Origin of the sequence: Nocardioides sp., assembly GCF_041913365.1 — a bacterium.
Classification (GTDB): Bacteria; Actinomycetota; Actinomycetes; order Propionibacteriales; family Nocardioidaceae; genus Nocardioides.
The window spans coordinates 259,326-283,246 of record NZ_JAYSFM010000005.1 but is presented as its reverse complement, the minus strand read 5'-3'; the positions used below and the strand labels follow the sequence as shown (position 1 = coordinate 283,246).

Genomic DNA, 23,921 nt, shown 5'->3' with positions numbered 1-23,921 from the left:
TTCGGCGGTTCGAGCGACAGCGGCGCGCCCACAGGGCAGGATCCGGGTCGACGACCAAGGGGGATCCACCGTGCTGCTCGCAGCCATCCGAACGACCACCGTCGCGGCTCTCGCCGCGTGCCTGATCGGCCTGTCCGCAGGCGCGGCGTCCGCGGACCGGTGGTGGGGCGCCGACCGAGAGGGCGACGTCGCGCAGTCGTCGTACTCTCCCGAGCCGCCACCCTGCGGGACATTCGAGCAGCACACCACGCCCCAGGACGCGTCGACCGACATCGTCGGGCTGTCGGTCCGGCACGAGGGCGACACCGTGGAGATGCGGGCGCACCTGCGCAACCTCACCGGGTGGGGCGACCGTTGGGTGAACTTCGAGATCCAGACGGATCGGCGCCCCTACTCAGTGCACCTCACCCGGAACCCGTCGACGCACCCCAGGGACCCGTGGCTGATGGACGCGTCCGACGTCCCCTCCCCGCCGGACGAGTGCGGGACCTACTCGACCATCAACATCGGCGTCCCCTGCGAGGGCCTGACGGCCTCCGTGTCGTCGCGTGAGGACTACGTCGCCGTCGTGATCCCGCGCTCGTGCCTGGGCTCCCCGCGTTGGGTCGAGGTCGGCCTGCAGTCCTACCGGACCGTTGGCGACCGCTCCCGCTTCGACAGATGGCGTCGGGCCGAGCCCGACCCGACGCCGACGAATTCCCTGCTCGGACCGCTCGGACCGCGGGTGCGGCACAGTCGCTAGAGCGCCTCGACCCAGTTGCGGAGCAGCGCGGCGCCCGCGTCGCCGGACTTCTCGGGGTGGAACTGCGTCGCGGAGAGCGGACCGTTCTCGACCGCGGCCACGAACCGGTCGCCGCCGTGCTCGGCCCAGGTCACCAGCGGAGCCGCCGTGCGGTCGTTGGTGACGAGGTCCCAGCTGCGGGCGGCGTAGGAGTGCACGAAGTAGAACCGCTCCTGCTCGACGCCGGCGAAGAGCGTCGACCCGCTGGGCACCTCGACGGTGTTCCAGCCCATGTGCGGGACGACGTCGGCCTCGAGGCGCGTGACCAGCCCGGGCCACTCGTCGCAGCCGTCGGTCTCCACGCCGTGCTCGACACCGCCGGCGAACAGGATCTGCATGCCCACGCAGATGCCCAGCACCGGGCGGCCCCCGGCGAGCCGGCGGCCGATGATCCGCTCGCCCTTGATCGCGCGCAGGCCCGCCATGCAGGCGGCGTACGCCCCGACGCCGGGCACGACGAGGCCGTCCGCGGCCAGCGCCGTGTCGAAGTCACCGGTCAGGGTGACCGAGGCGCCGGCCCGCTCGACGGCACGCACGGCCGAGCGCAGGTTGCCCGATCCGTAGTCGAGGACGACGACCTCTGCGGTCACAGAGCACCCTTCGTGGACGGTACGCCGGTCTCGCGGGGGTCGAGCGCGACCGCGTCGCGGAAGGCGCGGGCGAAGGCCTTGAACTGGGCCTCGACGATGTGGTGCGGGTCGCGGCCGCCGAGCACGCGCACGTGCAGCGCGAGGTGGGCGTGGAAGGAGATCGACTCGAAGACGTGGCGGGTGAGCGAGCCCATGTAGGGCGCGCCGGTGCCGCCGATAGCGACGTACTGCTGGCCCTCCGGCTCGCCGGAGTGCACGCAGAACGGGCGGCCCGAGACGTCGACGACCGCCTGGACGATCGCCTCGTCGAGCGGCACCGTGGCGTCGCCGAAGCGGCGGATGCCGGACTTGTCGCCCAGCGCCTCGCGCAGCGCCTGGCCGAGCACGATCGCGGTGTCCTCCACGGAGTGGTGGGCGTCGATGTGGGTGTCGCCGTTGGTGTGCACGACGAGGTCGACGAGCGAGTGGCGGGCGAACGCGTCGAGCATGTGGTCGAAGAACCCCACTCCGGTCGACACCTCCGAGCGCCCCGTGCCGTCGAGGTCGACGTGGACCTCGACCTGCGACTCCTTGGTGGTGCGCTCGATCTTCGCGGTGCGGCTCATGCCCGCTCCTCCATGACTCGTCCGATGACCTGCTCGGTCTCCATTGTGGCGAGCAGCGCCTGCCTGAATGCTGCCATCTCGTCCGCGGTGCCGATCGAGACGCGCAGCCAGCCCTCCGGCCCGGTCTCGCGGATCAGCACCCCGCGGTCGAGCAGCCCCTGCCAGACCGCGTGACGGTCGGCGAAGCGGCCGAACAGGGCGAAGTTGGCGTCGGAGTCGGCCACCTCCAGTCCCTGCTCGCGCAGCCAGTCGACCGTGCGGTCTCGCTCGGCGCGCAGGTCGTCGACCTTGCCCAGCAGCTCGGGGGCGTGGCGCAGCGCGGCGCGCGCGGTCGCCTGGGTGACCGCGGAGAGGTGGTAGGGCAGGCGCACGACCCGGATCGCGTCGCAGATCGCGGGATCGGCGGCGAGGTAGCCCAGCCGGGCACCAGCGAGCGCGAACGCCTTGCTCATCGTGCGGCTCACCACGAGGTTGCGGTGGACGGGCAGCAGCTCGAGCGCGCTCGGCGTGCCCGAGCGGCGGAACTCGCCGTAGGCCTCGTCGACGACGACGACACCACCGGGGTCGTACGACGCGGCGGCCTCGCACAGCATCGACACCGCCTCGGGCGGCAGCGCCGTCCCGGTCGGGTTGTTGGGGCTGGGCAGCAGCACGACCGACGGCCTGCGCTCGAGCACCAGCGCGCGTGCCGCGTCGAGGTCGAGCGAGAAGTCCTCGGCGCGGTGACCGGTCACCCACTCGGTCATCGCGTCGCGGGCGTACTCGGGGTACATCGAGTACGTCGGCGCGAACGACAGCGCGCAGCGTCCGGGCCCGCCGAAGGCCTGCAGCAGCTGCAGCATCACCTCGTTGGAGCCGTTGGCCGCCCACACCATGTCGGCGGTGATGCCCGACCCGCCGGAGGTGTTGAGGTAGGCCGCCAGTCCCTCGCGCAGCTCGGTGAACTCGCGGTCCGGGTAGCGGTTGAGGGTGGCCGCCGCCGCGCCCACCGCCTGCGCGATGTCCGCGGCCGCCTCCGGCGAGGGGCCGTAGGGGTTCTCGTTGACGTTGAGCTGGACCGGCACGTCCAGCTGCGGCGCGCCATAGGGCTCGATCCCCCGCAGCTCCTCCCGCAGGGGTGGGAACGCCGCGGTCACTGCCCGGACTCGAATCGCACCGACACGGCCTGGCCGTGCCCGGGCAGGTCCTCGGCCTCGGCCAGCGTCACGACGTGGTCGGCGACCTCGGCCAGGGCGGCCTGGGAGTAGTCGACGACGTGCACCGACTTGGTGAACGCACGCACCGAGAGGCCGCTGGAGTGGCAGGCGCATCCCGCTGTCGGCAGCACGTGGTTGGAGCCGGCGCAGTAGTCGCCGAGCGACACCGGCGCCCACGGGCCGACGAAGATCGCGCCGGCGTTGCGGACCCGGCCCGCGTGCGCTGCGGCGTCGCGGGTGTGGATCTCCAGGTGCTCGGCGGCGTAGGCGTTGACCACGTCGACGCCCTGGTCCATGTCGTCGACCAGCACGATGCCGGACTGCTGGCCGCCCAGGGCGGTGGTGATCCGCTCGGTGTGGCGCGTCGCGAAGACCCGCTTGTCGAGCTCGGCCTCCACTGCGTCGGCGAGCTCGAGGGAGTCGGTGACCAGGACCGAGGCGGCCATCGGGTCGTGCTCGGCCTGGCTGATCAGGTCGGCCGCGACGTAGGAGGCCTCGGCGCTGTCGTCGGCCAGGATCGCGATCTCGGTGGGGCCGGCCTCGGAGTCGATGCCGACGACACCGCGCAGCAGCCGCTTGGCGGCGGCGACGTAGATGTTGCCCGGGCCGGTGACCAGGTCGACGGGCTCGCACGGGCCTGCGCCGTGGGCGAACATCGCGATCGCCTGCGCGCCGCCGACGGCGTACACCTCGTCGACGCCGAGCAGGGCGCACGCGGCCATGATCGTCGGCTCGGGCAGGCCGCCACGGTCCTTCTGCGGCGGGCTGGCCAGGGCGATCGAGCGCACCCCGGCGACCTGCGCAGGCACGACGTTCATCACGACGCTGCTGACCAGCGGCGCGAGCCCGCCGGGGACGTAGAGGCCGACGCGGTCGATCGGCACCTTGCGGTGGGTCACGGTGGCGCCGGGCGCCAGCCGGCTGGTCACGTCGTGCTCGAGCTCGGCCTCGCAGGTCGCTCGCAGGCGACGGATCGACTCCTCCAGGCCGGCACGGACCGCCGGGTCGAGGTCGGCCAGCGCCTGCGCCAGCGACGCGCGCGGCACGGCGATGTCGTCGCTCTCGACCCCGTCGAAGCGGGCGGAGAGCTCGGTGATCGCCTCCACCCCGCGGGCGCGGACGGCGTCGATGATCGGCTGCACCTGATGCGTGGCGGCCTCGACGTCGAACGCGGCGCGAGGCACGCTCGCGCGGTAGTCGACGGACGCCGGGTCGGCGCCCCTCAGGTCGATGCGACGGATCAGGGACATGCCCCGATTCTAGGTTCCGGCCCAGCGCGCCCGGTCGGCGGCCGCGAGCCGTGGACAACCGCGCCGTGTGGGTCGCTAGGTTGGGCACGTGAGCGATCCGCTGCCGATGTTCCCGCTGAACACCGTGGTGTTCCCCGGGATGAGCGTGCCGCTCCACGTCTTCGAGGACCGCTACCGGATGCTCGTGAGCCACCTGCTGACGGTCGAGGACCCCGCCCAGCGCGTCTTCGGCACCGTCGCGATCCGGGAGGGGTACGAGGTCGGCGACCACGGCGCCCAGTCGGTCTACCGCGTCGGCTGCATCCTCCAGCTCACCGAGGTCGACCGTCGCGACGACGGCACCTTCGACATCGTCGCGGTGGCCCGGGAGCGGCTCGTGCTGGAGGAGATGCAGCGCGGCGCTGACTTCCCGCAGGGCACGGCCGAGGTGCTCGCCGAGCCCGAGGTCGAGGTCCCCCAGGAGCTCCTCGACAAGGCGCGCGCCACGTTCACCGCGTTCCGGGTGGCGATGACCGAGCTGCAGGGCGACCCGTTCAGCGGGACGCTCCCCCGCGACCCCGACTACCTCGCGTGGACGCTCTCCGCGCTGGCCCCGCTGCCGATGGCCGAGCGGCAGTCGCTGCTCGAGGCGTCGGACGCGACCGAGCGGCTGGAGCTGGTGACCCGGCTGCTGACCGAGGAGCTGCGCGCGATCAACGTGATCCCCTCGCTGCCGGCCACGCAGGTGGCCCGGACGGCCTGGTCCCCGAACTGAGACGCGCAGTGGCGCGCGAGGCACGAGCGCGGCGCGTGGGAGCGGCCAGATTGAGCAAGCGACGCGACTGAGGAACGAAGTCGCACGAGCGCGTCGAAATCACCCAGCACGACAAGAAGGAATGAGCGGTGGCGAAACGTAAGAGCGTCGGCGGCACGCCAGCCACGGTGGCGCTGACCGCGGCCGGGATCGCGTTCGAGGTGCGGGCCTACGAGCACGACCCGCGCGCGACGTCGTACGGGCTCGAGGCCGCGGAGGCGCTGGGCGCGGATCCGGCGCGGGTGTTCAAGACGCTGCTCGCCTCGCTGGACCCTTCGACGGGCTCAGGACAACGCGGCAGGCTCGTCGTCGGCATCGTCCCGGTCTCCGGGCACCTCGACCTCAAGGCGCTCGCCCGCGCCCTGGGCGGCAGCAAGGCGGTGATGGCCGAGGTGGCGGCGGCTGAGCGCGCCACGGGGTACGTCGCCGGCGGCATCTCCCCGATCGGCCAGAAGCGGGCCCACCCGACCGTCCTGGACGAGTCGGCGCTCGCCCACGACACGATCCTCGTCTCCGGCGGACGCCGCGGCTTCGACCTCGAGCTGGCCCCGAACGACCTGGTGGCGGTCACCGGAGCGGTGACCGCCACCATCGGGCGTTGAGCTGACGACTCTCAGTCGGTGGTCAGCTTGAACAGGCCGTGCATCACGTCGCCGTCGACCCAGCTGCTGATGCCGAAGGCCGACAGCGGCTCGAGGTTCTCGCTGACCTCGGGCATGTCCTCGGTCACCCGGACCAGCCAGTCGTCGTCGGCGTCGAAGTTGACGTAGAGGACCGACTGGGCGTCGTCGGACTCGACGACCTTCTTGTAGTCGTCGGAGTCACCCAGGTCGCCGCCGGACTCGAGCTTGCCGCGGTAGTCGTCCTGGAGCGCGAGCACGGCGTAGCCGTCGCCCTCGGTCACCTTCATGAACTCCGCCATCTCCGGCGGGGACTGGGCCGCGATCTTGTCGAGCACCGCCTGGATCTCGCCGGCGTCGCCCTTGATCTTGAGCCCGACCGGCACCTCGCCGGGACCGCCGTTGGCGATCGCGTCGGGGTCGATGCCGCTGCCGAGGGAGAGGGTCACGCCGTCGCCGAGGAGGGTCTCGAGGTCCTCGGGGATGGACAGCCCGGTCTCGCTCTCGAGCTGCGCGAGCTGCTCGTCGACGGCGTCGGCCTCCTCGGGCATGGTGCTCTTGACGTAGTCGAGCATCGCGTTGCCCCAGCCGTCGGTCAGCGCCAGGCCGAAGGCGGCCACGGTGTCGTCGGGCAGGCCGCCGACCATGGAGACGCCCTCGTCGCTCTCGGAGAACTTGGTGAGGTCCTTCTGGTAGTTGGACATGGCGTACTCGACCTCGACGGCGCCGTCGTCGAAGCGGACGGTGGCCGCCGCTCCGTCGAAGTCGTCGAGCATCTGCTGGAACTCCTCGGGCAGCTGCTCGTCGGCCATCGGGTCGCCGGCACCCATGCCGCCCATGTCGCCCATCATCGCGCCCATGCCGCCGAGCTCCTCGGCGTACTTGGTGACGCCCTTGGCGACGTAGAAGGACATGAACCCGTCGTCACCGGCCTCGCCGGTCCAGGTGCCGAAAGCCGAGTCGTCGGCCAGGGTGCCGCCGTCGGCCGCCTCGACGACCTTGGTGGCGCCCTCCTTGGTCTCACCGATGACCATCCAGTCACCGTCGACGACCCAGCCGCCGACGTCGGTCCCCGCGTCGCCCTCGCCACCACACGTCTCGGCGAGCGTGCTCATGCCGTCCTCGGCCTTCGCGCCGTCGGTGACCTGGACCACCGCGACCACCTGGGGCTCGTCCTCGCCCATGTCGACCGCGGCGAACGCGGCGCGCGAGCCGAGCCACGGCTTGACGTCCTCGGCGTAGTCGAGGCCCTCGCAGGCGCCGGACTTGGTGATCTCCTCGAAGAGCCGCTCGCGCAGGTCGTCGTCGGTCTCGAGGTCGACCTTGTCGGTGAACCCCGGGAACTTGCGGAGCGTCTTGATGGCCTCGATCTTCTGGCCGCCGCTCGGGTCGAGGTCGATGCTGAAGTAGGCCACGGTCGAGTCCGGCAGCGCCTCGGCCGGCTGGGAGCCGGTCGCGAAGAAGCTGGTGGCCGCCCACGCGCCGCCGGCGACGACCACGGCCGTCGCACCCAGGGCGCCCAGCGCGATCAGGCGCTTGCGGTTGTCGTTGTCAGGCGCGGCGTCGGCCGGGCCCGTGGTGTCCAGGTACTCCGGACCACCCGGTGTCGTGCTCATTCGTTCAGATCCCCCGTTGCACGGGTCCCGACCTCGCCGGGACTGCCCCAATCATGTCGCGCGTCAGCCTACCCGCGAGAACGCCTCGGCAATCGCTTGCCGAACAACAGATAGGTGCCGACCAGTCCAGCCATCGCGCCGGTCGGCAGCACGACCAGCGCCGAGGAGTGCCACGGCACCCGTCCGTGGTCGGGGGCCGTGAGCCCGAGGTGGCCCGGGATGTCGGTCGTGTAGTCGGGCTGGCCGGCCGCCAGCGGCTGCGGGTCGGGCGGCGAGAGGCTGCTGCCGACGGCGTACATCACGATCCCGGCCAGGCTCGCCGCGACCAGCACGGTGAGCGCCGTCGCGGTCTCGTGCCCCCGGAGCAGGCCGGCCAGCACGCCGAGCACGATCCCCAGGGGGAACGCGATGAGCACGAACAACGCGATGCCCTGGAACGACACGTCGGGGCCGGCGGGCTCGAGGTACCACTGGCCCTGGTAGGTCACGCCCGTGGGCGGGCTCCAGAGGAGCTCCCACACGACGCCCGCGAGGACCCCGGCGACCAGGAACGTCACGGCCACGGCGCCGAGCCGCAGGAGCAGCGTCCGGGAGCCGGTCAACCCGCCAGGCACCCGGGCCCCAGCAGCTGCTTGAGGTCGGCGAACAGCGCCGGGCTCGGGCTGACCCGCAGGTTGTCGTCGAGCTTGAGCACCTTGGTCGAGCTGCGGGTGAGCAGCTTGAGCTGGACCTCGGTCATGCCGGGGTGGGTGCCGAGCACGTCGCGCAGCTGCGCCACCACGGGTGGGGTGCAGCGCGTGGAGGGCAGGCTGATCACGACCGGGCCGGTCGGCCCCTGGGTCAGGTCGGGCGCCGTGACCTCCTGGGCACGCAGCTCGGGCTGGTCCTTGTCGCGGGACAGCTGGCCCTTGATCCGCACGATCTGGTCCTCGACGAGCAGCGTGGAGGCGAGGGAGTACGCGCTGGGGAACAGCAGCACGTCGATGGCGCCGTCGAGGTCCTCCAGCGTGATGGTGGCCCACGGGTCGCCGCGCTTGGTGATGCGGCGGGCGACCGAGGTGATCAGGCCGCTGACGGTCAGCGTCGAGCCGTGCGGACGGTCCTCGTCGAGCATCAGCTGGCCGATGGTGCAGTCGGTGCCCTGGGACAGCACGTGCTCGAGGCCGAGCAGCGGGTGGTCGGAGACGTAGAGGCCGAGCATCTCCCGCTCGTGGCCGAGCAGGGTCATCTTGTCCCAGTCGTCGATGTCGGGGATGGCCACGCTGACCCCGAAGCCGCTCTCCTCCTCGCTGAGCCCGCCGAAGAGGGAGTCCTGCCCGATCGCCTCGTTCTTCTTGAGGTCGACGAACTGGTCGACCGCGGTCTCGTGGACCGTGACGAGCGCACGACGCTTGTGCTTCATGTCGTCGAAGGCGCCGGCCTTGATCAGCGACTCCACGACGCGCTTGTTGCACACCAGCGCCGGGACCTTCTCCATGAAGTCGTTGAAGTCGAGGTAGCGGCCCTTCTCCTCGCGTGCGGCGACGATGCCGGCGACGACGTTGTGGCCGACGTTGCGCACGGCGGTGAGGCCGAAGCGGATGTCCTGGCCGACGGGGGTGAAGTTGGCCTGCGACTCGTTGACGTCGGGCGGGAGGACCTGGATCTTCATGCGACGGCACTCGTTGAGGTAGATCGCCATCTTGTCCTTGTCGTCCTTCACCGAGGTGAGGAGCGCGGCCATGTACTCCGTCGGGTAGTTGGCCTTGAGGTAGGCGGTCCAGTAGGTGATGACGCCGTAGGCGGCCGAGTGCGACTTGTTGAAGGCGTAGTCGGAGAACGGGAGCAGGATCTCCCACAGCTTGTCGATCGCGACCTGCGGGAAGCCGCGCTCGAGCATGCCGGCCTGGAAGCCGGCGTACTGCTTGTCGAGCTCCTCCTTCTTCTTCTTGCCCATCGCGCGACGGAGGTTGTCGGCGGCGCCCAGGGTGAAGCCGGCCAGCACCTGGGCGATGGCCATCACCTGCTCCTGGTAGACGATCAGGCCGTAGGTCTCCCCCAGCACCGGCTCGAGCGCCTCGGCGAGCGCCGGGTGGATCGGCTCGATCGCCTCGCGGCCGTTCTTGCGGCGGGCGTACTTGTTGTGGGAGTCGGCACCCATCGGGCCGGGGCGGTAGAGGGCGGAGACCGCCGTGATGTCGGCGAAGACGTCGGGCTGCATCGAGCGCAGCAGGGCACGCATGCCCGAGCCGTCGAGCTGGAAGACACCGAGGGTGTCGCCGCGGCCCATCAGCTCGTAGGTCGGCCGGTCGTCGAACGGCAGGTCCTCGAGCACCACGTCGAGGTCGCGGTTGATCTTGATGTTCGCGAGCGCGTCCTCGAGGATCCGCAGGTTGGACAGGCCGAGGAAGTCCATCTTGACCAGGCCGAGCGACTCGCACATCGGGTAGTCGAACTGCGTGATGATCGCGCCGTCCTGCGGACGCGCCATGATGGGTACGACGTCGATGATCGGCTCGCTCGACATGATCACGCCGGCGGCGTGCACGCCCCAGTTGCGGATCTGGCCCTCGAGGCCGAGCGCGGTGTGGAAGATCGTGCGGACGTCGGGGTCGGAGTCGTGGAGCGCGCGGAACTCGCCGCCCTCGCCGTAGCGCTTGTGCTCGGTGTTGAAGATGTCCTTGAGCGGGACGCCCTTGCCCATCACGTCGGGCGGCAGCGCCTTGGTGATGCGGTCGGAGATCGCGAAGCCGTGGTCGAGGACGCGCGCCGCGTCCTTGATCGCGGCCTTGGACTTGAGCCGGCCGAAGGTGGCGATCTGCGCGACGCGCTCGGAGCCGTACTTGTCGGTGACGTACTTGATGACCTCACCGCGGCGGGCGTCGTCGAAGTCGATGTCGAAGTCGGGCATCGAGGGACGCTCGGGGTTGAGGAACCGCTCGAAGAACAGGCCGTGCTCCAGCGGGCACAGGTCGGTGATGCTCAGGGCGTAGGCCGCGATGGAGCCGGCACCCGACCCACGGCCGGGGCCGACGCGGATGCCGTTGCGCTTGGACCACTGGATGAAGTCGGCGACCACGAGGTAGTAGCCGCAGTAGCCCTTCTGCGAGATGACGCCGAGCTCCATCTCGACGCGGTCCTTGACCTCCTGGGTCAGCCGCTCGCCGGGGTAGCGCGCCTCGATGCCGCGCCACACCTCCTTGCGGAACCAGGTCTCCTCGGTCTCGCCGGCCGGCACGTCGGCGCGCGCCATGTAGCCACCGGTGGACTCGGTGAACTCGACGTTGCAGCGCTCGGCGATCTCGAGGGTGTTGTCGCAGCCGTCGGGGAACTCCGACCAGAGCTCGCGCATCTCCGCGGCGGACTTGATGTAGTAGCCGCCGCCGTCGAACTTGAGGCGGTTGGTGTCGGAGAGCCGCTTGCCGGAGGCGACGCAGATCAGGGCGTCCTGGCCGTCGGCGTCCTCGGGGTTGGTGTAGTGGGTGTCGTTGGTGACGATGGTCGGCAGGTCGAGCGTCTTGGCGATCCGCAGCAGGTCGGTGCGGGTGGCCCGCTCGGCGGGAATGCCGTGGTCCATCAGCTCGAGGTAGAAGTTGTCCTTGCCGAAGATGTCCTGGAACTCGCCGGCCGCGCGGAGCGCCTCGTCGTACTGGCCCAGGGTGAGCCGGGTCTGGATCTCGCCGGAGAGGCACCCGGTGCTGGCGATGATGCCCTTGGAGTAGCGCTGGAGCAGCTCACGGTCCATGCGGGGCTTGTAGTAGTAGCCCTCGAGGCTCGCCAGGCTCGCGAGGCGGAAGAGGTTGTGCATGCCCTCGGTCGTCTCGGCCCACATCGTCATGTGGGTGTAGGCGCCGCCGCCGGCGACGTCCTTGCCGCCCTCCTCGGCGGAGTCGCCCTGGCCCCAGCGGATCCGCTTGCGCTCGCCGCGAGGCGTGCCGGGGGTGAGGTAGGCCTCGATGCCGATGATCGGCTTCACGCCGTGGCGCTTGGCCTTGCTGTAGAAGTCGTAGGCGCCGTGGAGGTTGCCGTGGTCGGTCATCGCGATGGCCGGCATGCCGAGCTCGCTGGTGCGGGTGAACAGGCCGTCGAGCAGGGACGCCCCGTCGAGCATGGAGTACTCGGTGTGCACGTGCAGGTGCACGAAGTTGCCCGACGAGGTTTCAAGGGAGCCGGCGGCCGACATGGAGGAGACTTCCGCACCTTTCAGGGGGTCGCTGACGGTGCCATTCCGGATCAACGGGCTGGCGGGACTGCTGGCTGCTCAACCTGTCAGCCCAAGGGAGGGGGAAGAGCAGTCAGCCTACGTCAGTGTGCACGGCGCCACCGACAAGACACGGTCGCTGCTCACAGCCAGTCGATCGCGTGCCCGTGGCCGTGGCTCCAGCCCACCGGCACTCCGTCGAGCGCGGTCACGAACCGGCCCGACGAGACGTCGCGACCACCCGTGACACGCGGCAGCACCCGGCGGCCCTCGTTGCTGATCCACCGGCACCGACCGGCCGCGACGAGGCCGGTCATCAGGTCGTGGAACCGCTCGCGGTCGGGCTCCTCGAGGTAGGCGATCACCGCGGAGTGGAAGACCACAGGCGTCCCGCGCGGCGACGCCTCCTCGACGAGGCCTTCCACGTGGTCGAGGAGGTCGCCCGTCCGCACCCGGGGCGGCTCCTGACGGGCGATCTCCACCGCCGCCCGCAACCGCTCCCGCCGCTCGTCCTGCTCGGGCCAGACCAGCGTCTCCAGCCAGGCCATGGCGTCGGGGTCGGTCACGTCGAGGGGGTTGAGGTCGACGCCCGCGCGCCAGGCGACCTCGGGGTGGGACGTCGGCACGGGCAGCTCTCCGGTCACGCGCGCAGTGAGGAGCGGGCCGCCGCTCCCCCGCAGCTCGCCGGCGGGCGGCCAGGCGTAGTCGTAGTGGTCCGGCAACAGGCACAGCCCCGCGCTCGCGCCCACCTCGACCAGCGCGAGCGGGCCCTCGACCAGCGCCAGCACCGGCGCGAGCGTGGCGAGGCGGCCCACCTCGTTGGTCTGGGTGGCCCGGGCCATGACGGTCGCGCGGACCGCCGGCTCCCGCTCCCGCAGGACCTGCCGCAGACCGGCGTACGGACCGGGCGCGGGAGCGCCGTGCCAGCGGGCCGCGGCGAAGACCAGGTTGGGCTGGCGCTTGACGGCCGGCAGCGTCCCCAGCCACGCGAGGACCTCCTCGTCCTCGGTGACACCGAGCGCCCACTCCTCGAAGCACGGTGAGTCACCGGCGGCGTACGTCGCGAAGTCGCGGTACTCCTCGATGACGTCGTCGTGCAGCAGCACGGTCAGCGGCTCGCGTCGAGGGACTCGGTGATGATCACGTCGACGATGCGCGCGACGCGCTCCTCCCCCAGCTCCGGCGCCACCTCGGCGATCCGGCGGGCGATCGCGGCCTCGCGCCGGGGGTCGCGCTCCCCCGACGGCTTCACGGCCTGCACGGCGCGGGTCAGTGCCGTACGCCGGGCGAGGACGTCGCCGAGCACGAGGTCGACCTCGTCGATCATCGACCGGAAGCAGGCCAGGGGGTCGCGACCGGGCCAGACGAGCTTGAGGTCGGGGGCGCGCTCCTCGTTGGCGGAGCCGTCGGTGCGCTCGAGCGTGACGAAGCCGTGGCGGGCGTAGAAGTCGCGCGCGGGGCGGTTGGACTCGAAGACCCAGAGGCCGATGCCGTCGGGGTGGTCGGCCAGCAGTCGCTCGAGCAGCGCCGTGCCGACGCCCTGACCCTGCGCCTCCGGGACGACGTAGAGGTCGTCGAGCCAGGTCGGGGTGGAGCGGGTGTAGCCCACGACACGACCGCCCGCCTCGGCCAGCCACACGTCGTACGTCGTCAGGTCCCAGCCGGCGACCCAGCCGCGCACCTCGTCGTCGCTGTGCACGCCCGGCGGGAACGCGCTGCCCGCGGCGGCGCGGGAGGCGAGGTGGACCTCCGCCAGCGCCGCCAGGTCGTGGGCCGTGGCGGGTCGCAGCGCGAGGTCAGTGCGCATCGCGGATGACCTCGAGCGCGTGGGCGAGGTCGTCGGGGTAGGTCGACTCGTAGGTGACGTAGTCGCCGGTCTCGGGGTGCTCGAAGCCGAGACGCATGGCGTGCAGCCACTGGCGCTGGAGGCCGACGCGCTTCGCGAGCGTGGGGTCGGCTCCGTAGGTGAGGTCGCCCACGCACGGGTGCTTGAGGGCGCTCATGTGCACCCGGATCTGGTGGGTGCGGCCGGTCTCGAGGTGGATCTCGAGGAGGCTGGCGAAGCGGTGCGCCTCGAGGGTCTCGTAGTGGGTCACGCTGTGCCGGCCGTCGGCCATCACCGCGAACTTGTAGTCGTGGTTGGGGTGGCGGCCGATCGGGGCGTCGACCGTGCCCGACAGCGGGTCGGGGTGGCCCTGGACGAGGGCGTGGTAGGTCTTGTCGACCGTGCGGTGCCGGAAGGCGTTCTTCAGGACCGAGTAGGCGTGCTCCGACTTGCAGATCACCATCACGCCGCTGGTGCCGACGTCGAGGCGCTGCACGATCCCTTGCCGCTCGCTGGCCCCGCTGGTGGAGATCCGGAAGCCGGCGCCCGCGAGGTGACCGACGACGGTCGGGCCCGACCAGCCGGGCGAGGGGTGCACGGCGACGCCGACGGGCTTGTCGATCACCACGATGGCGTCGTCGTCGTGGATGATCCGGATGCCCTCCACGATCTCCGGGACGACCGCGAGCGGGTCCGTCTCGGCCGGGATGGTCACGTCGAGCATCGACCCGGCGTGCACCCGGTCGCTCTTGCCGACCACGGCCCCGTCGACCTGGACCAGCCCGTGGGTGATCAGGTCGGCGGCCTTGGTGCGGGAGAAGCCGAACATCCGCGCCATCGCGGCGTCGACGCGCTCGCCGGCGAGTCCGTCGGGGACGAACACGGTGCGCTGGTCGGCGTGGGTGGTCATGCCGGCACGCTCACTGCCCGGGGTCCGCGGGGGTGCCTGCGCCCGCGTCGGCCGTGTCGCCGTCGCGCGAGCCGTCGAGGGAGATCCCGCGGAAGGTCTGCAGGATGATCAGGCCGGCGGCGACGTTGATGCAGATGTCGGCGATGTTGAAGACCGGCCAGTTGGGCAGCATGAGGAAGTCCACGACGTGCCCGTGGAAGGGCTCGGGCTCGCGCACGATCCGGTCGGTGAGGTTGCCACCGACCCCGCCGAGCAGCAGGCCCAGCGCGATGGCCCAGCCGATGCTGCCGACCCGCCGGCTCAGCCACAGCACCACCACGACGGCGAGCATCGCCAGGCAGGTGAACACGATGGTGAAGTCGGTGCCGGTGCTGAACGCCGCGCCGGGGTTGAAGGTCAGGTGCAGGACGAACCAGTCACCGACCAGCGGGACGTCGCCGTCGGCGAGCGCCCGGATCGCCCACTCCTTGGAGCCGAGGTCGAGGGCGTACGCCAGCACCCCCACCGCGACGAAGATCAGCCGCGCGTCGAGACCTCGGCTGGCTGTGTCGTGATCGACCGGGTCGCTGGAGTTCAGCGACGCTCCTCGCGCTGCTTGCATGACATGCACAGTGTGGCATGGGGCACCGCCATCAACCGATTCTTGCCGATGGGGTTGCCGCAGGAGTCACAGACGCCGAAGGTGCCCTCGTCGATGTGGGTCAGGGCCCGCTCGATCTGGACCAGCGTCTCGCGCTCCTTGGCGAGCACGGTGAACTCGTGATCGCGCTCGAAGCTGGTGGCCCCGACGTCGGCCTGGTCCTGGCCGGCGCCGTCCCCGGCGTCGCGCATCAGTCCTGCGAGCTCGGCCTCGGCCTGCCCGACTGAGGAGGCGAGCCGCTCCTGGTGCTCCTTGAGCTCCTTGACGACCTCGTTGAGCTCGGCGCGGGTCCAGGGGTCCTCGCCCTCCAGCACGACGAGCGTGGCCGGCGTGGCCTTGCGGGCCGCCTTCTTCGCGGGGGCCTTCGCCACCGTGCGGGCGGTGGGAGCGGTCGCGGTCGCCGCGGCGGCCTTCTTCGCTGGAGCCTTCGTCACGGGTGCCTTCTTCGCGGGAGCCTTGGTCGCTGGGGTCTTCTTCGCCGCCGCCTTCTTCGCGGGTGCCGCCTTCTTCGCGGGTGCTGCCTTCTTGGCGGGTGCTGCCTTCTTCGCCGCCGCCTTCGTGGCGGGAGCCGCCTTCGTGGCGGGAGCCGCCTGCTTGGCGGGCGCCGCCTTCTTGGCCGGAGCCTTCGCAGCCGCCTTCTTCGCTGGAGCGGCCTTCTTCGCGGGAGCCGCCTTCTTCGCCGGAGCCTTCGCAGCCGACTTCTTCGCTGGAGCGGCCTTCTTCGCGGGAGCCGCCTTCTTCGCCGGAGCCTTCGCAGCCGCCTTCTTGGCGGGAGCCGCCTTCTTCGCAGGAGCCTTGGCGGCGTCCTTCGTGGCGGCTGCCTTGGTGGGAGCGGCCTTCGCCGGCGCTGCCTTCTTCGACGCGGCCCCGCCCGACGCGGAGCGTCGCCCGATCACTCGCTTCGCGGCTGCCGCAGCAGTGCCTGCCAGGGACTTACGCGTGGTGCCAGCCATCTCCGAGGGCCTCCAGCCATGCATCGGGTGTGGTGGGAACCACACGGTGGCACGGAGGTTAGCCGCTGGCACCGACCGAACCCAACATCGGCTCGCCGAAATGCGAGAACGACCACCCTCACGGGCGGTCGTTCTCGCTTTTCACAGGCCTGTTCGAAGCTCAGCCCTCGTCGTCACCGAGCACCGAGCGGAGCCGCTTCGGCGCGTTGCCGCTGTCGACGGGAGCCTGGCTCTCCGCCCCGTTGGCCAGCGCCTCGAGCTGCTGGGTGAAGTAGGTCTTCAGGCGCGAGCGGTACTCGCGCTCGAACTGGCGAAGGGTCTCGACGTCGCTGTTGAGCTTGTCGCGCTCCTTCTCCAGGTCGCCGAACATCTGCTGGCGGCGCTCGGCGGTCTCGGAGTCGAGCATCTGCGAACGCTGGCGGGCGTCGGCCTCCATGCGGTCGGCCTTGGTCTTGGACTCGGCCTCGAGGCGCTCGGCCTTGGTGCGGGCGGCGCCGACGATGCGGTCGGCCTCGTTCTTGGCGTCCTCGACGAGCTCGTCGGCGTTGCGGGTCGCGATCTCCAGGAGCCGGGCGGCCGCGTTGGAGGCGTCGGCCACTGTCTCCACGCGCATCGTCTGCACGGGGGCGGCGGCGGGTGCAGCAGCGATCGGCTGGGGCTCCGGCTCGGGCTCGGGCTCCGGCTCGGGCTCCGGCTCGGGAGCCGCCGGTGCGAACGTGGCAGGCGCTGGGGCGGACCCACCGCCGGACTGAGCCGCCGAGAGCTTCGACCTCAGGTCGTCGTTCTCCTTGGTGAGCCGTGCGAGCTCGGCCTCGACCTCGTCGAGGAACTGGTCCACCTCGCCCATGTCGTAGCCCTCACGGAGTCGGACAGGTGTAAAGCGCTTGTTGCTCACGTCCTCAGGCGTCAGCGGCATGACCTCACCCAAACTTTCACGATCGATGACACGGTGGCTCTGCTGTCAGGAGACAATAGCGCCCGGCGCCGCGCGGGGCACAGTGACCCGTGTGACGGATGGTTCAGAGATTGAAGATGGTGGCTATCACGTTGAGCAGCAACCATGCTGCCACCATCACGAGCAGGAAGCTCAGGTCGAGCGCGACCGAGCCGATCCGCAGCGGAGGGATCACCCGGCGCAGCGCCATGATCGGCGGGTCGGTCGCCGAGTAGACGCCTTCGAGCGCGACGAGGAGCGGTCCGCGCGGCTCCCACTGCCGGGCGAAGACCTGGACCCAGTCCACGATGAACCGGACCCAGAGCAGCCCGATGAAGACGAACAGGATGATGTAGAGCGTCTGGCCGATGATCTGCACAGCTGAAGTATCTGTCAGCTCTGGTTGAAGAAGCCGTCCTCGGCGATCCGCTCCTTGTCCTCGGCCGAGACCGCGACGTTGGGCGGCGACAGCAGGAAGACCTTGTTGGTCACCCGCTCGATCGAGCCTCGGGTGGCGAAGATCAGGCCGGCGGCGAAGTCGACGAGGCGCTTGGCGTCGTTGTCGTCCATCTCGCTGAGGTTCATGATCACGGGCGTGCCGTCGCGGTAGTTCTCACCGACGAGGCGGGCCTCGTTGTAGTTGCGGGGGTGCAGGGTGGTGATGCGGCTCAACTCGGCCACGACTCCTGTCTGGACCGAGGCCGGACGACGGCGCTCGGCGAGGTCGGACACAGGGGCAGGGCGACGCTCACGGGAGACCGCACGCGGCTCGACGGCCTCGTGGGTGCTGGTCTCGGTGTCACCGTCGTAGTCGTCGTAGTGGCCGGTGTCCTCGAGCAGGCCGAGGTACTCGCCGATCTTGCGCATCGCGCCGCTCATGAGACAGATCCTCCGCTAGACCTGGCACCCGGGTCCGGGCACCGATTGACTGTTGTGGACATTACTGGACCGCGGGCCTCGGACCGAGGACCGCGGAGCCGACACGCACGTGTGTCGCGCCGCGCGTGACGGCAGCCTCGAGGTCGCCGCTCATGCCCGCGGACAGCACGGTGGCGCCGGGGTGGTCGCGCACGAACTCCGCGCGGATCCCCGCCAGCCGCACGAAGGCCGCGTCGGGGTCCTCGCCCAGCGGCGCGACGGCCATCAGGCCGCGGAGCCGGAGCATGCCCGCCTCCTCCACCCGGCGGGCCAGGTCGGCGAGGTCGGCGGGCGCTGCGCCGGAGCGCTTGTCGGCTCCGGGCGGGTCGAGGCTGACCTGGAGGAGCACGTCGACCTCGTGCGAGCTGTCGTGGGCCCCGCGCGACAACGGGCCGACGAGCTTGGCGCGGTCGACCGACTCGACCACGTCGGCGTAGCGGGCGACGGCGGCGGCCTTGTTGGACTGGAGCCCGCCGATGAAGTGCCAGCGAAGCCCGAGGTCGGCGCACTCGGCTGCCTTGGCCTCGGCCTCCTGGTGGCGGTTCTCCCCCACGTCGGTGACGCCGAGGTCGGCCAGGAGGCGGACGTCGGAGGCGGGGAAGAACTTCGTCACGACGACCAGCGACACCTCGTCGGGGTCGCGTCCCGCGCCCGCGCAGGCGTCGGCGATGCGACGGCGTACGGTCTCGAGGTTCGCGGCGAGCTCGTCGCGGCGGGCACTCATCGGGTGATCCAGATCGCGCCGGCGAAGCGGGTCGCGGCGGCGCCGTCGCGGCGGTACGACGGCCAGCTGGGGTCCTCGCGCGTGCAGGCGCCGACGGCACGGACGTCGTCGACGCCGGCCGCCGCGAGCTGCGCGCGCACGCCTGCACCGAGGTCGAGCGCGGGGGTGCCCCACGACGTGGTCGACCGTGACTCGGGCACCAGCGCGGCGACCTCGTCCTGCAGGTCGCCCGGGACCTCGTAGCAGGCGCCGCAGACGTGCGGCCCGATCCACGCGACGGTCGGGTCGGCCCCATGGCCGCGCAGGGCGGCGATGGTGGCCGGCACCACCCCCGCAGCCAGGCCGGGGCGACCCGCGTGCGCCGCCGCGACCCACCCGGTCGCCGGGTCGGCGAGCAGCACCGGCACGCAGTCGGCGGCGCGGGCCAGCAGCGCCACGCCCGGGCGCGACGTCACGAGGGCGTCGCAGGTCGGGCGCCCGGACGACCGCGGAGGGACGTCGACCCGCGCGACGTCGGCGCCGTGGACCTGGTCCATGAGCACCGGCCAGGCGCCCGACGCCCCGAAGAACCGGGACAGGGCGTCCTTGCGGACCTCGGCCGGGGCTGCGTCACCCAGGCTGAGGGAGACGTCGGTGAAGGCGACCTCGATCACGAGGTCGCCTTCGATCCGGTCGCGGTGGCGCAGGAGCCCCGTCGCGTCAGAGGCGGTCACTTCAGGAAGTCGGGGACGTCCAGGTCGTCGTCGTCGAACTGGACCTGCTTGGTCTGCCGGGGCTGGGCGGGCGCCGCCGGGGCCTCCTGGGAGGAGGGGGCGAACGTCGTCTGGGCCGGGGCCGGGCTGGCCGGCGTGGACGGCTTCGCCGCGGCGGGCTCCGCGGCCTTGGCGATCTGCTGGGCCGCCGCGCGCGTCTGCTCCTGGGTCTGGGCCGGCTGGCCCTGGCGCAGGACGTTGCCGTCGGAGCGTCGCTTCGGCATGCCGCCGTCGAAGCCGGCGGCGATCACGGTGACGCGCACCTCGTCGCCGAGGGCGTCGTCGATCGTCGCACCGAAGATGATGTTGGCCTCGGCGTGGGCGGCCTGCGACACGAGCGCGGCGGCCTCGTTGATCTCGAACAGCCCGAGGTCGGAGCCGCCGGCGATGGAGAGCAGCACGCCGTGCGCGCCCTCGATGCTGGCCTCGAGCAGCGGGCTGGAGACCGCCATCTCGGCGGCCGCGACCGCGCGGTCCTCGCCGCGGGCGGAGCCGATGCCCATCAGCGCGGAGCCGGCGTTGGCCATCACGGACTTCACGTCGGCGAAGTCGAGGTTGATCAGGCCGGGCGTGGTGATCAGGTCGGTGATGCCCGAGACACCCTGGAGCAGCACCTGGTCGGCCTGCTTGAACGCGTCGAGGATCGACACGTTGCGGTCGGTGATCGAGAGCAGGCGGTCGTTGGGGATGACGATGAGGGTGTCGACCTCCTCGCGGAGCTGGCTGATGCCCTCCTCCGCGGAGTTGGCCCGACGGCGGCCCTCGAAGGCGAACGGCCGGGTCACGACACCGATGGTCAGGGCGCCCAGCGAGCGGGCGATGCGGGCCACGACGGGCGCGCCACCGGTGCCGGTGCCGCCACCCTCGCCGGCCGTCACGAAGACCATGTCGGCGCCCTTGAGCACCTCCTCGATCTCGTCGGCGTGGTCCTCGGCCGCCTTGGCGCCCACCTCGGGGTTGGCGCCGGCGCCGAGCCCGCGGGTGAGCTCGCGGCCGATGTCGAGCTTGACGTCGGCGTCGCTCATGAGAAGGGCCTGGGCGTCGGTGTTGATCGCGATGAACTCGACGCCCTTCAGGCCGACCTCGATCATCCGGTTGACGGCGTTGACGCCACCTCCACCAATGCCCACGACCTTGATGATCGCCAGGTAGTTCTGCGCTGCTGCCACGGCTCCGGGGCCTTCCTCGAGTGGGTCTGTGTGAAACGGATGTACGGGAGTGCTTGGGGAAGTGACGAGGTCCGGACATCCACCACCCTCGGGATCCGCGGAACCCTAACCGTGAACCTGAGGGTTATAGTTATGTCAACCTCGCCGTTCGCACGACCATAGGCAGCGCACGCCGCCAAACTCCGCAGACACGCCCGCAACACGCGGGTCGGCAAAGAAATCAGCGGCGATGTCAGCGGACGGTCGGGTTCCCGGGGACGCTGACGTCGTACACGCTGGCCTCCTGGGCCGCGAGCAGGCGGTCGATGACCTCGGCCTTGAGCTCGGACTCCTCCGCGCTCCCCCACAGCACCTGGCGCTGGTCGCGCATGACCAGGGTGATCTGGTCGACGGTGGCGACCTCGACGTGGTCGACGCGCGTGGCGAGGTCCTCGGGGAGCGCCGAGACGACGGTGGCCGCCTCCTTGAGCGCGTCGGTGCCCGCGCCGCCGCCCGGCCGGATGCGGGGCATGCCCTTGGGTGCGCTCCTGTACTCGCGGAACACCACGCCGTCGGCGTCGAGCCCGCGCAGCCGGCCGGCGAGCTCGACGACGGCGACCGCGGTGCGCTCGACGACCTCGATGCGTACGGCGTCGGGCCAGGTGCGGGTGACGTCGACGGACCTCACCTCCGCGAGCGAGCCGATGCGCGCGTCGGCGCGTTCGAGGTCGACCAGGGCCAGCTGCTCGCCGAGCGGGATGTCGGCGATCTCGCGGATCCGGCCGTCGCTGAGCAGCTCGTTGCCGACGACCTCGACCTTCTTCACCTGCAGGGTGGCGGAGAAGAACACCAGCCAGACCGACGTCGCCACCAGCCCGACGACCAGGAGGAAGGCGAGGACGTAGCGCAGCGACAGCCAGCGACGGGCCCACTGACGGCGCGCGAACCGGCGGCGGGTGCGCCTGGCGGCGCGCTCCTCCTGCTCCACTCAGGCACCCCCGAGGAGGGTGAGCACCTGCGGTCCGACGGTGGTGACGTCGCCCGCGCCGAGGGTGATGACGAGGTCGCCGGCACGCGCGCGGTCGGCGAGCGCGCGGGCGGCGGCGTCGAGGCCGTCGACGTAGGCGACCTGCTGCGCAGGGAGAGGCACGGCGTCGGCGACGAGGCGGCCGGTCACGGCGGGGTCCGGGTCCTCGCGGGCGACATAGACGTCGAGCACGACGACCTCGTCGGCCGCTCCGAGCGCCTCGCCCATCGCCTCGCCGAAGATGCGCGTGCGGGAGACGAGGTGGGGCTGGAAGGCCGCGACGACCCGGCCGTCGCCGGCCAGGGCGCGTGCCGCCTCGAGGTCGCCGCGGATCTCGACGGGGTGGTGGGCGTAGGAGTCGTACACGCGGATGCCGTCGACCTCCCCTTTCAGCTCCATCCGGCGGCCGGTCCCGGTGAACCGTCCGAGCCCGTCGGCCAGCGCGTCGAACGCGAAGCCGAGCCGCAGGCCCATCGCGAGCGCGGCGACGGCGTCGAGGACGTAGTGGCGGCCGGGGATGCCCAGGCGCAGCTCGCCGAGGTCGCGGCCGTCCTGCGAGACCCGGCACGAGGACGTGGAGCCCTCGAGCACCAGGTCGTGGATGCGCAGGCCCGCGTCGGCCGACTCCCCCACCGTCAGGACCTCGAGCCCCTGCCCGCGGGCCCGGCGCGCCAGCTGCGCCGCACCGGGGTCGTCGACCACGCAGACCAGGAAGCCGTCGCGGTCGACGGTGTCGGCGAAGTCGTCGAAGGCCCGGTGGTAGGCCTCCTCGGTGCCCCAGTTGTCGAGGTGGTCGGCCTCCACGTTGGTCACGATCGCGGCGTGGGGGCGGTAGACCAGGAAGGCGCCGTCGCTCTCGTCGGCCTCGGCGACGAACAGGTCGTCGCTGCCCGCGTCGGAATTGCGGCCCGTCGCGGTCAGCACCCCGCCCACGGCGTACGACGGATCGGCGCCGGCGGCGAGCAGGGCCGAGGTGAGCAGGCCGGTGGTCGTCGTCTTGCCGTGCGTGCCGGCCACGGCCAGGACGCGCGAGCCCGCCATGACCGCGGCGAGGCCGGCCGAGCGCGGCAGGATCCGCAGGCCGCGGCGCCGTGCCTCCAGCACCTCCGGGTTGTCCTCGCGCGCCGCCGTGGTCACCACGAGGGTGTCGGCGTCGCCGACGTGGGCGGCGTCGTAGCCGAGGTGGCAGGTGACGCCGAGCTCGCGCAGTGCCGGGAGGAACGGCGTGTCGTGGTCGTCGCTGCCCGTAACGGTCACGCCGCGCGCGGCCATGATCCGGGCGATCGCGGAGATGCCCGCGCCGCCGATGCCGACGCAGTGGACCCGGCCGAGCTCGGCCGCCGGGAGGATCTCGTCGGGCACCGGGATCCTCACGACGTCTTCTCCTGCGCGGCGGCCAGGACCATCCGGGCGAGCTTCTCGTCGGCGTCGAGCGGGATCACCCCGCGCGCGGCCGCGCCCATCGCGGCGAGCCGGTCGGCGTCGGTCAGCAGGCCGGGCACGCTGGCCGCGACCCACTCCGGCGTGAGGGCGCCGTCGGCGACGAGGAGGCCGCCGCCGGCGTCGACGACGGGCTTGGCGTTGAGCGCCTGCTCGCCGTTGCCGATCGGCAGCGGGACGTAGACGGCGGGCAGCCCGACACCCGAGACCTCGGTGACGGTGTTGCTGCCGGCGCGGCACAGCACGGCGTCGGCGGCGGCGTACGCCAGGTCCATCCGGTCGACGTAGTTGAGCACGACGTAGGGGACCTCGCCGGAGGGCACGGACAGGTCGTGCCTGGGGCCGACGACGTGCAGGACCTGGACCCCCGCGGCAGCGAGCGCCGGTGCGGCGCCGGAGACGGCGGCGTTGATCCGAGCGGCACCCTGCGAGCCGCCGGTGACCAGCAGCGTCGGCAGGTCGGGACGGAGACCGAAGGTGGTGACCGCCTGCTCGCGCAGGGCCACGCGGTCCATCGTGGAGATCATCCGGCGGATCGGCAGGCCGGTGAAGACGCCGTGCGGGATCACCGTGTCGGGGAAGCTGGTCGCGACGTGGGTCGTCATCCGCGCGCCCAGCCGGTTGGCGACACCGGGGATGGTGTTGCCCTCGTGCACCACGATCGGCAGGCCGCGCTTGCGGGCCGCGAGGTAGGCCGGCACCGAGACGTAGCCGCCGAAGCCGACGACGACGTCGGGGCGGACGCGGTCGACCACCTCGAGGGCGGCGGCACGCGCGGCGCGCAACCGGGTCGGGGTGCGCAGCAGCTCGGCGCTGGGCCGTCGGGGCAGCGGCACCCGGGGCACCACCTCCAGCGGCAGCCCGGCCTCGGGGACCAGCCGCGCCTCGAGACCCTCGCGGGTGCCGAGGCAGACGATCTCGGTCGCGGGGTCGAGACGGCGCAGTGCGTCGGCCGTGGCGAGCAGGGGTGAGGTGTGGCCGGCGGAACCGCCACCGGCGAGGAGAACGCGCATCAGGCC

23 protein-coding genes and 1 pseudogene are annotated in these 23,921 nt (G+C 71.7%); 3 read left to right on the top strand and 21 right to left on the bottom strand.

Annotated elements, in window-relative coordinates; translation table 11 throughout:
- Window positions 1-70: 70 nt before the first annotated feature.
- Window positions 71-742, top strand: a complete 672-nt coding sequence (locus ACE3QY_RS14210) for a hypothetical protein (protein WP_374456673.1) — start codon at window positions 71-73, stop codon at window positions 740-742.
- Here ACE3QY_RS14210 and hisH read toward each other — a convergent pair.
- From hisH to hisD, 4 genes are read right to left on the bottom strand one after another with little or no spacing between them, the layout of a single operon-like run.
- Window positions 739-1,371, bottom strand: a complete 633-nt coding sequence (gene hisH / locus ACE3QY_RS14205) for an imidazole glycerol phosphate synthase subunit HisH (RefSeq protein ID WP_374456672.1) — start codon at window positions 1,369-1,371, stop codon at window positions 739-741. The genes ACE3QY_RS14210 and hisH overlap by 4 nt on opposite strands.
- Window positions 1,368-1,976: an imidazoleglycerol-phosphate dehydratase HisB gene (gene hisB, locus ACE3QY_RS14200; RefSeq protein WP_374456671.1), complete on the bottom strand. Its 609-nt coding sequence runs from the start codon at window positions 1,974-1,976 to the stop codon at window positions 1,368-1,370. Before hisB ends, hisH begins: the two co-directional genes overlap by 4 nt.
- Window positions 1,973-3,112, bottom strand: coding sequence for a histidinol-phosphate transaminase (locus ACE3QY_RS14195; protein WP_374456670.1), 1,140 nt, complete (start codon window positions 3,110-3,112; stop codon window positions 1,973-1,975). Before ACE3QY_RS14195 ends, hisB begins: the two co-directional genes overlap by 4 nt.
- Window positions 3,109-4,416 (bottom strand): histidinol dehydrogenase, encoded by a 1,308-nt coding sequence (gene hisD, locus ACE3QY_RS14190; RefSeq protein ID WP_374456795.1) that lies wholly within the window; start codon window positions 4,414-4,416, stop codon window positions 3,109-3,111. The genes ACE3QY_RS14195 and hisD overlap by 4 nt, the downstream gene beginning before the upstream one ends.
- A 94-nt stretch (window positions 4,417-4,510) precedes the next feature.
- Between hisD and ACE3QY_RS14185 the strand changes: the two genes are divergently transcribed.
- Together ACE3QY_RS14185 and ybaK are read left to right on the top strand one after the other, a co-directional pair.
- On the top strand, window positions 4,511-5,176 hold the full coding sequence (locus ACE3QY_RS14185) for an LON peptidase substrate-binding domain-containing protein (protein WP_374456669.1): 666 nt from the start codon (window positions 4,511-4,513) through the stop codon (window positions 5,174-5,176).
- 128 nt (window positions 5,177-5,304) lie between these two features.
- Window positions 5,305-5,817 carry a Cys-tRNA(Pro) deacylase gene (gene ybaK, locus ACE3QY_RS14180; protein ID WP_374456668.1) on the top strand — a complete coding sequence of 171 codons (513 nt, stop codon included), beginning with the start codon at window positions 5,305-5,307 and terminating at the stop codon, window positions 5,815-5,817.
- An 11-nt stretch (window positions 5,818-5,828) separates the two neighbouring features.
- Here ybaK and ACE3QY_RS14175 read toward each other — a convergent pair whose 3' ends face one another.
- The 17 genes and pseudogenes from ACE3QY_RS14175 to murG form a co-directional block, all read right to left on the bottom strand.
- A complete protein-coding gene (locus ACE3QY_RS14175) occupies window positions 5,829-7,451 on the bottom strand; it encodes a DUF3352 domain-containing protein (protein WP_374456667.1) in 1,623 nt (540 codons plus the stop codon).
- A gap of 68 nt (window positions 7,452-7,519) precedes the next feature.
- Window positions 7,520-8,053: a hypothetical protein gene (locus ACE3QY_RS14170; RefSeq protein WP_374456666.1), complete on the bottom strand. Its 534-nt coding sequence runs from the start codon at window positions 8,051-8,053 to the stop codon at window positions 7,520-7,522.
- A complete protein-coding gene (gene dnaE / locus ACE3QY_RS14165) occupies window positions 8,050-11,613 on the bottom strand; it encodes a DNA polymerase III subunit alpha (RefSeq protein WP_374456665.1) in 3,564 nt (1,187 codons plus the stop codon). Before dnaE ends, ACE3QY_RS14170 begins: the two co-directional genes overlap by 4 nt.
- 161 nt (window positions 11,614-11,774) lie before the next feature.
- Window positions 11,775-12,737, bottom strand: coding sequence for a DUF2332 domain-containing protein (locus tag ACE3QY_RS14160; protein WP_374456664.1), 963 nt, complete (start codon window positions 12,735-12,737; stop codon window positions 11,775-11,777).
- A 2-nt stretch (window positions 12,738-12,739) separates the two neighbouring features.
- Window positions 12,740-13,438, bottom strand: coding sequence for a GNAT family N-acetyltransferase (locus ACE3QY_RS14155; protein WP_374456663.1), 699 nt, complete (start codon window positions 13,436-13,438; stop codon window positions 12,740-12,742).
- On the bottom strand, window positions 13,428-14,366 hold the full coding sequence (locus ACE3QY_RS14150; RefSeq protein WP_374456662.1) for an RluA family pseudouridine synthase: 939 nt from the start codon (window positions 14,364-14,366) through the stop codon (window positions 13,428-13,430). The genes ACE3QY_RS14155 and ACE3QY_RS14150 overlap by 11 nt, the downstream gene beginning before the upstream one ends.
- 10 nt (window positions 14,367-14,376) lie before the next feature.
- Complete coding sequence (lspA, locus tag ACE3QY_RS14145; RefSeq protein ID WP_374456661.1) at window positions 14,377-14,967, bottom strand: signal peptidase II; 591 nt, start codon at window positions 14,965-14,967, stop codon at window positions 14,377-14,379.
- A complete protein-coding gene (locus ACE3QY_RS14140) occupies window positions 14,940-15,902 on the bottom strand; it encodes a TraR/DksA family transcriptional regulator (protein WP_374456660.1) in 963 nt (320 codons plus the stop codon). The genes lspA and ACE3QY_RS14140 overlap by 28 nt, the downstream gene beginning before the upstream one ends.
- Before the next feature lie 217 nt (window positions 15,903-16,119).
- Window positions 16,120-16,875 carry a DivIVA domain-containing protein gene (locus tag ACE3QY_RS14135; protein WP_374456659.1) on the bottom strand — a complete coding sequence of 252 codons (756 nt, stop codon included), beginning with the start codon at window positions 16,873-16,875 and terminating at the stop codon, window positions 16,120-16,122.
- Window positions 16,876-16,978: 103 nt separating this feature from the next.
- Window positions 16,979-17,272: a YggT family protein gene (locus ACE3QY_RS14130; RefSeq protein WP_311289462.1), complete on the bottom strand. Its 294-nt coding sequence runs from the start codon at window positions 17,270-17,272 to the stop codon at window positions 16,979-16,981.
- Window positions 17,273-17,286: 14 nt separating this feature from the next.
- Window positions 17,287-17,772, bottom strand: coding sequence for a cell division protein SepF (locus ACE3QY_RS14125; RefSeq protein WP_374456658.1), 486 nt, complete (start codon window positions 17,770-17,772; stop codon window positions 17,287-17,289).
- A 61-nt stretch (window positions 17,773-17,833) separates the two neighbouring features.
- Window positions 17,834-18,535 (bottom strand): YggS family pyridoxal phosphate-dependent enzyme, encoded by a 702-nt coding sequence (locus ACE3QY_RS14120; RefSeq protein ID WP_374456657.1) that lies wholly within the window; start codon window positions 18,533-18,535, stop codon window positions 17,834-17,836.
- Window positions 18,532-19,248, bottom strand: a complete 717-nt coding sequence (locus tag ACE3QY_RS14115; protein WP_374456656.1) for a polyphenol oxidase family protein — start codon at window positions 19,246-19,248, stop codon at window positions 18,532-18,534. Before ACE3QY_RS14115 ends, ACE3QY_RS14120 begins: the two co-directional genes overlap by 4 nt.
- Window positions 19,249-19,510: 262 nt before the next feature.
- Window positions 19,511-20,456: pseudogene (gene ftsZ, locus ACE3QY_RS14110) on the bottom strand (cell division protein FtsZ); the annotation flags it as partial.
- Window positions 20,457-20,688: 232 nt separating this feature from the next.
- The gene (locus tag ACE3QY_RS14105; RefSeq protein WP_374456655.1) at window positions 20,689-21,423 is read right to left on the bottom strand and encodes a cell division protein FtsQ/DivIB; all 735 of its coding nucleotides are present in this window, start codon (window positions 21,421-21,423) and stop codon (window positions 20,689-20,691) included.
- Complete coding sequence (gene murC / locus ACE3QY_RS14100) at window positions 21,424-22,836, bottom strand: UDP-N-acetylmuramate--L-alanine ligase (RefSeq protein WP_374456654.1); 1,413 nt, start codon at window positions 22,834-22,836, stop codon at window positions 21,424-21,426.
- Window positions 22,833-23,915 (bottom strand): undecaprenyldiphospho-muramoylpentapeptide beta-N-acetylglucosaminyltransferase, encoded by a 1,083-nt coding sequence (gene murG, locus ACE3QY_RS14095; protein WP_374456653.1) that lies wholly within the window; start codon window positions 23,913-23,915, stop codon window positions 22,833-22,835. Before murG ends, murC begins: the two co-directional genes overlap by 4 nt.
- Window positions 23,916-23,921 lie beyond the last annotated feature (6 nt).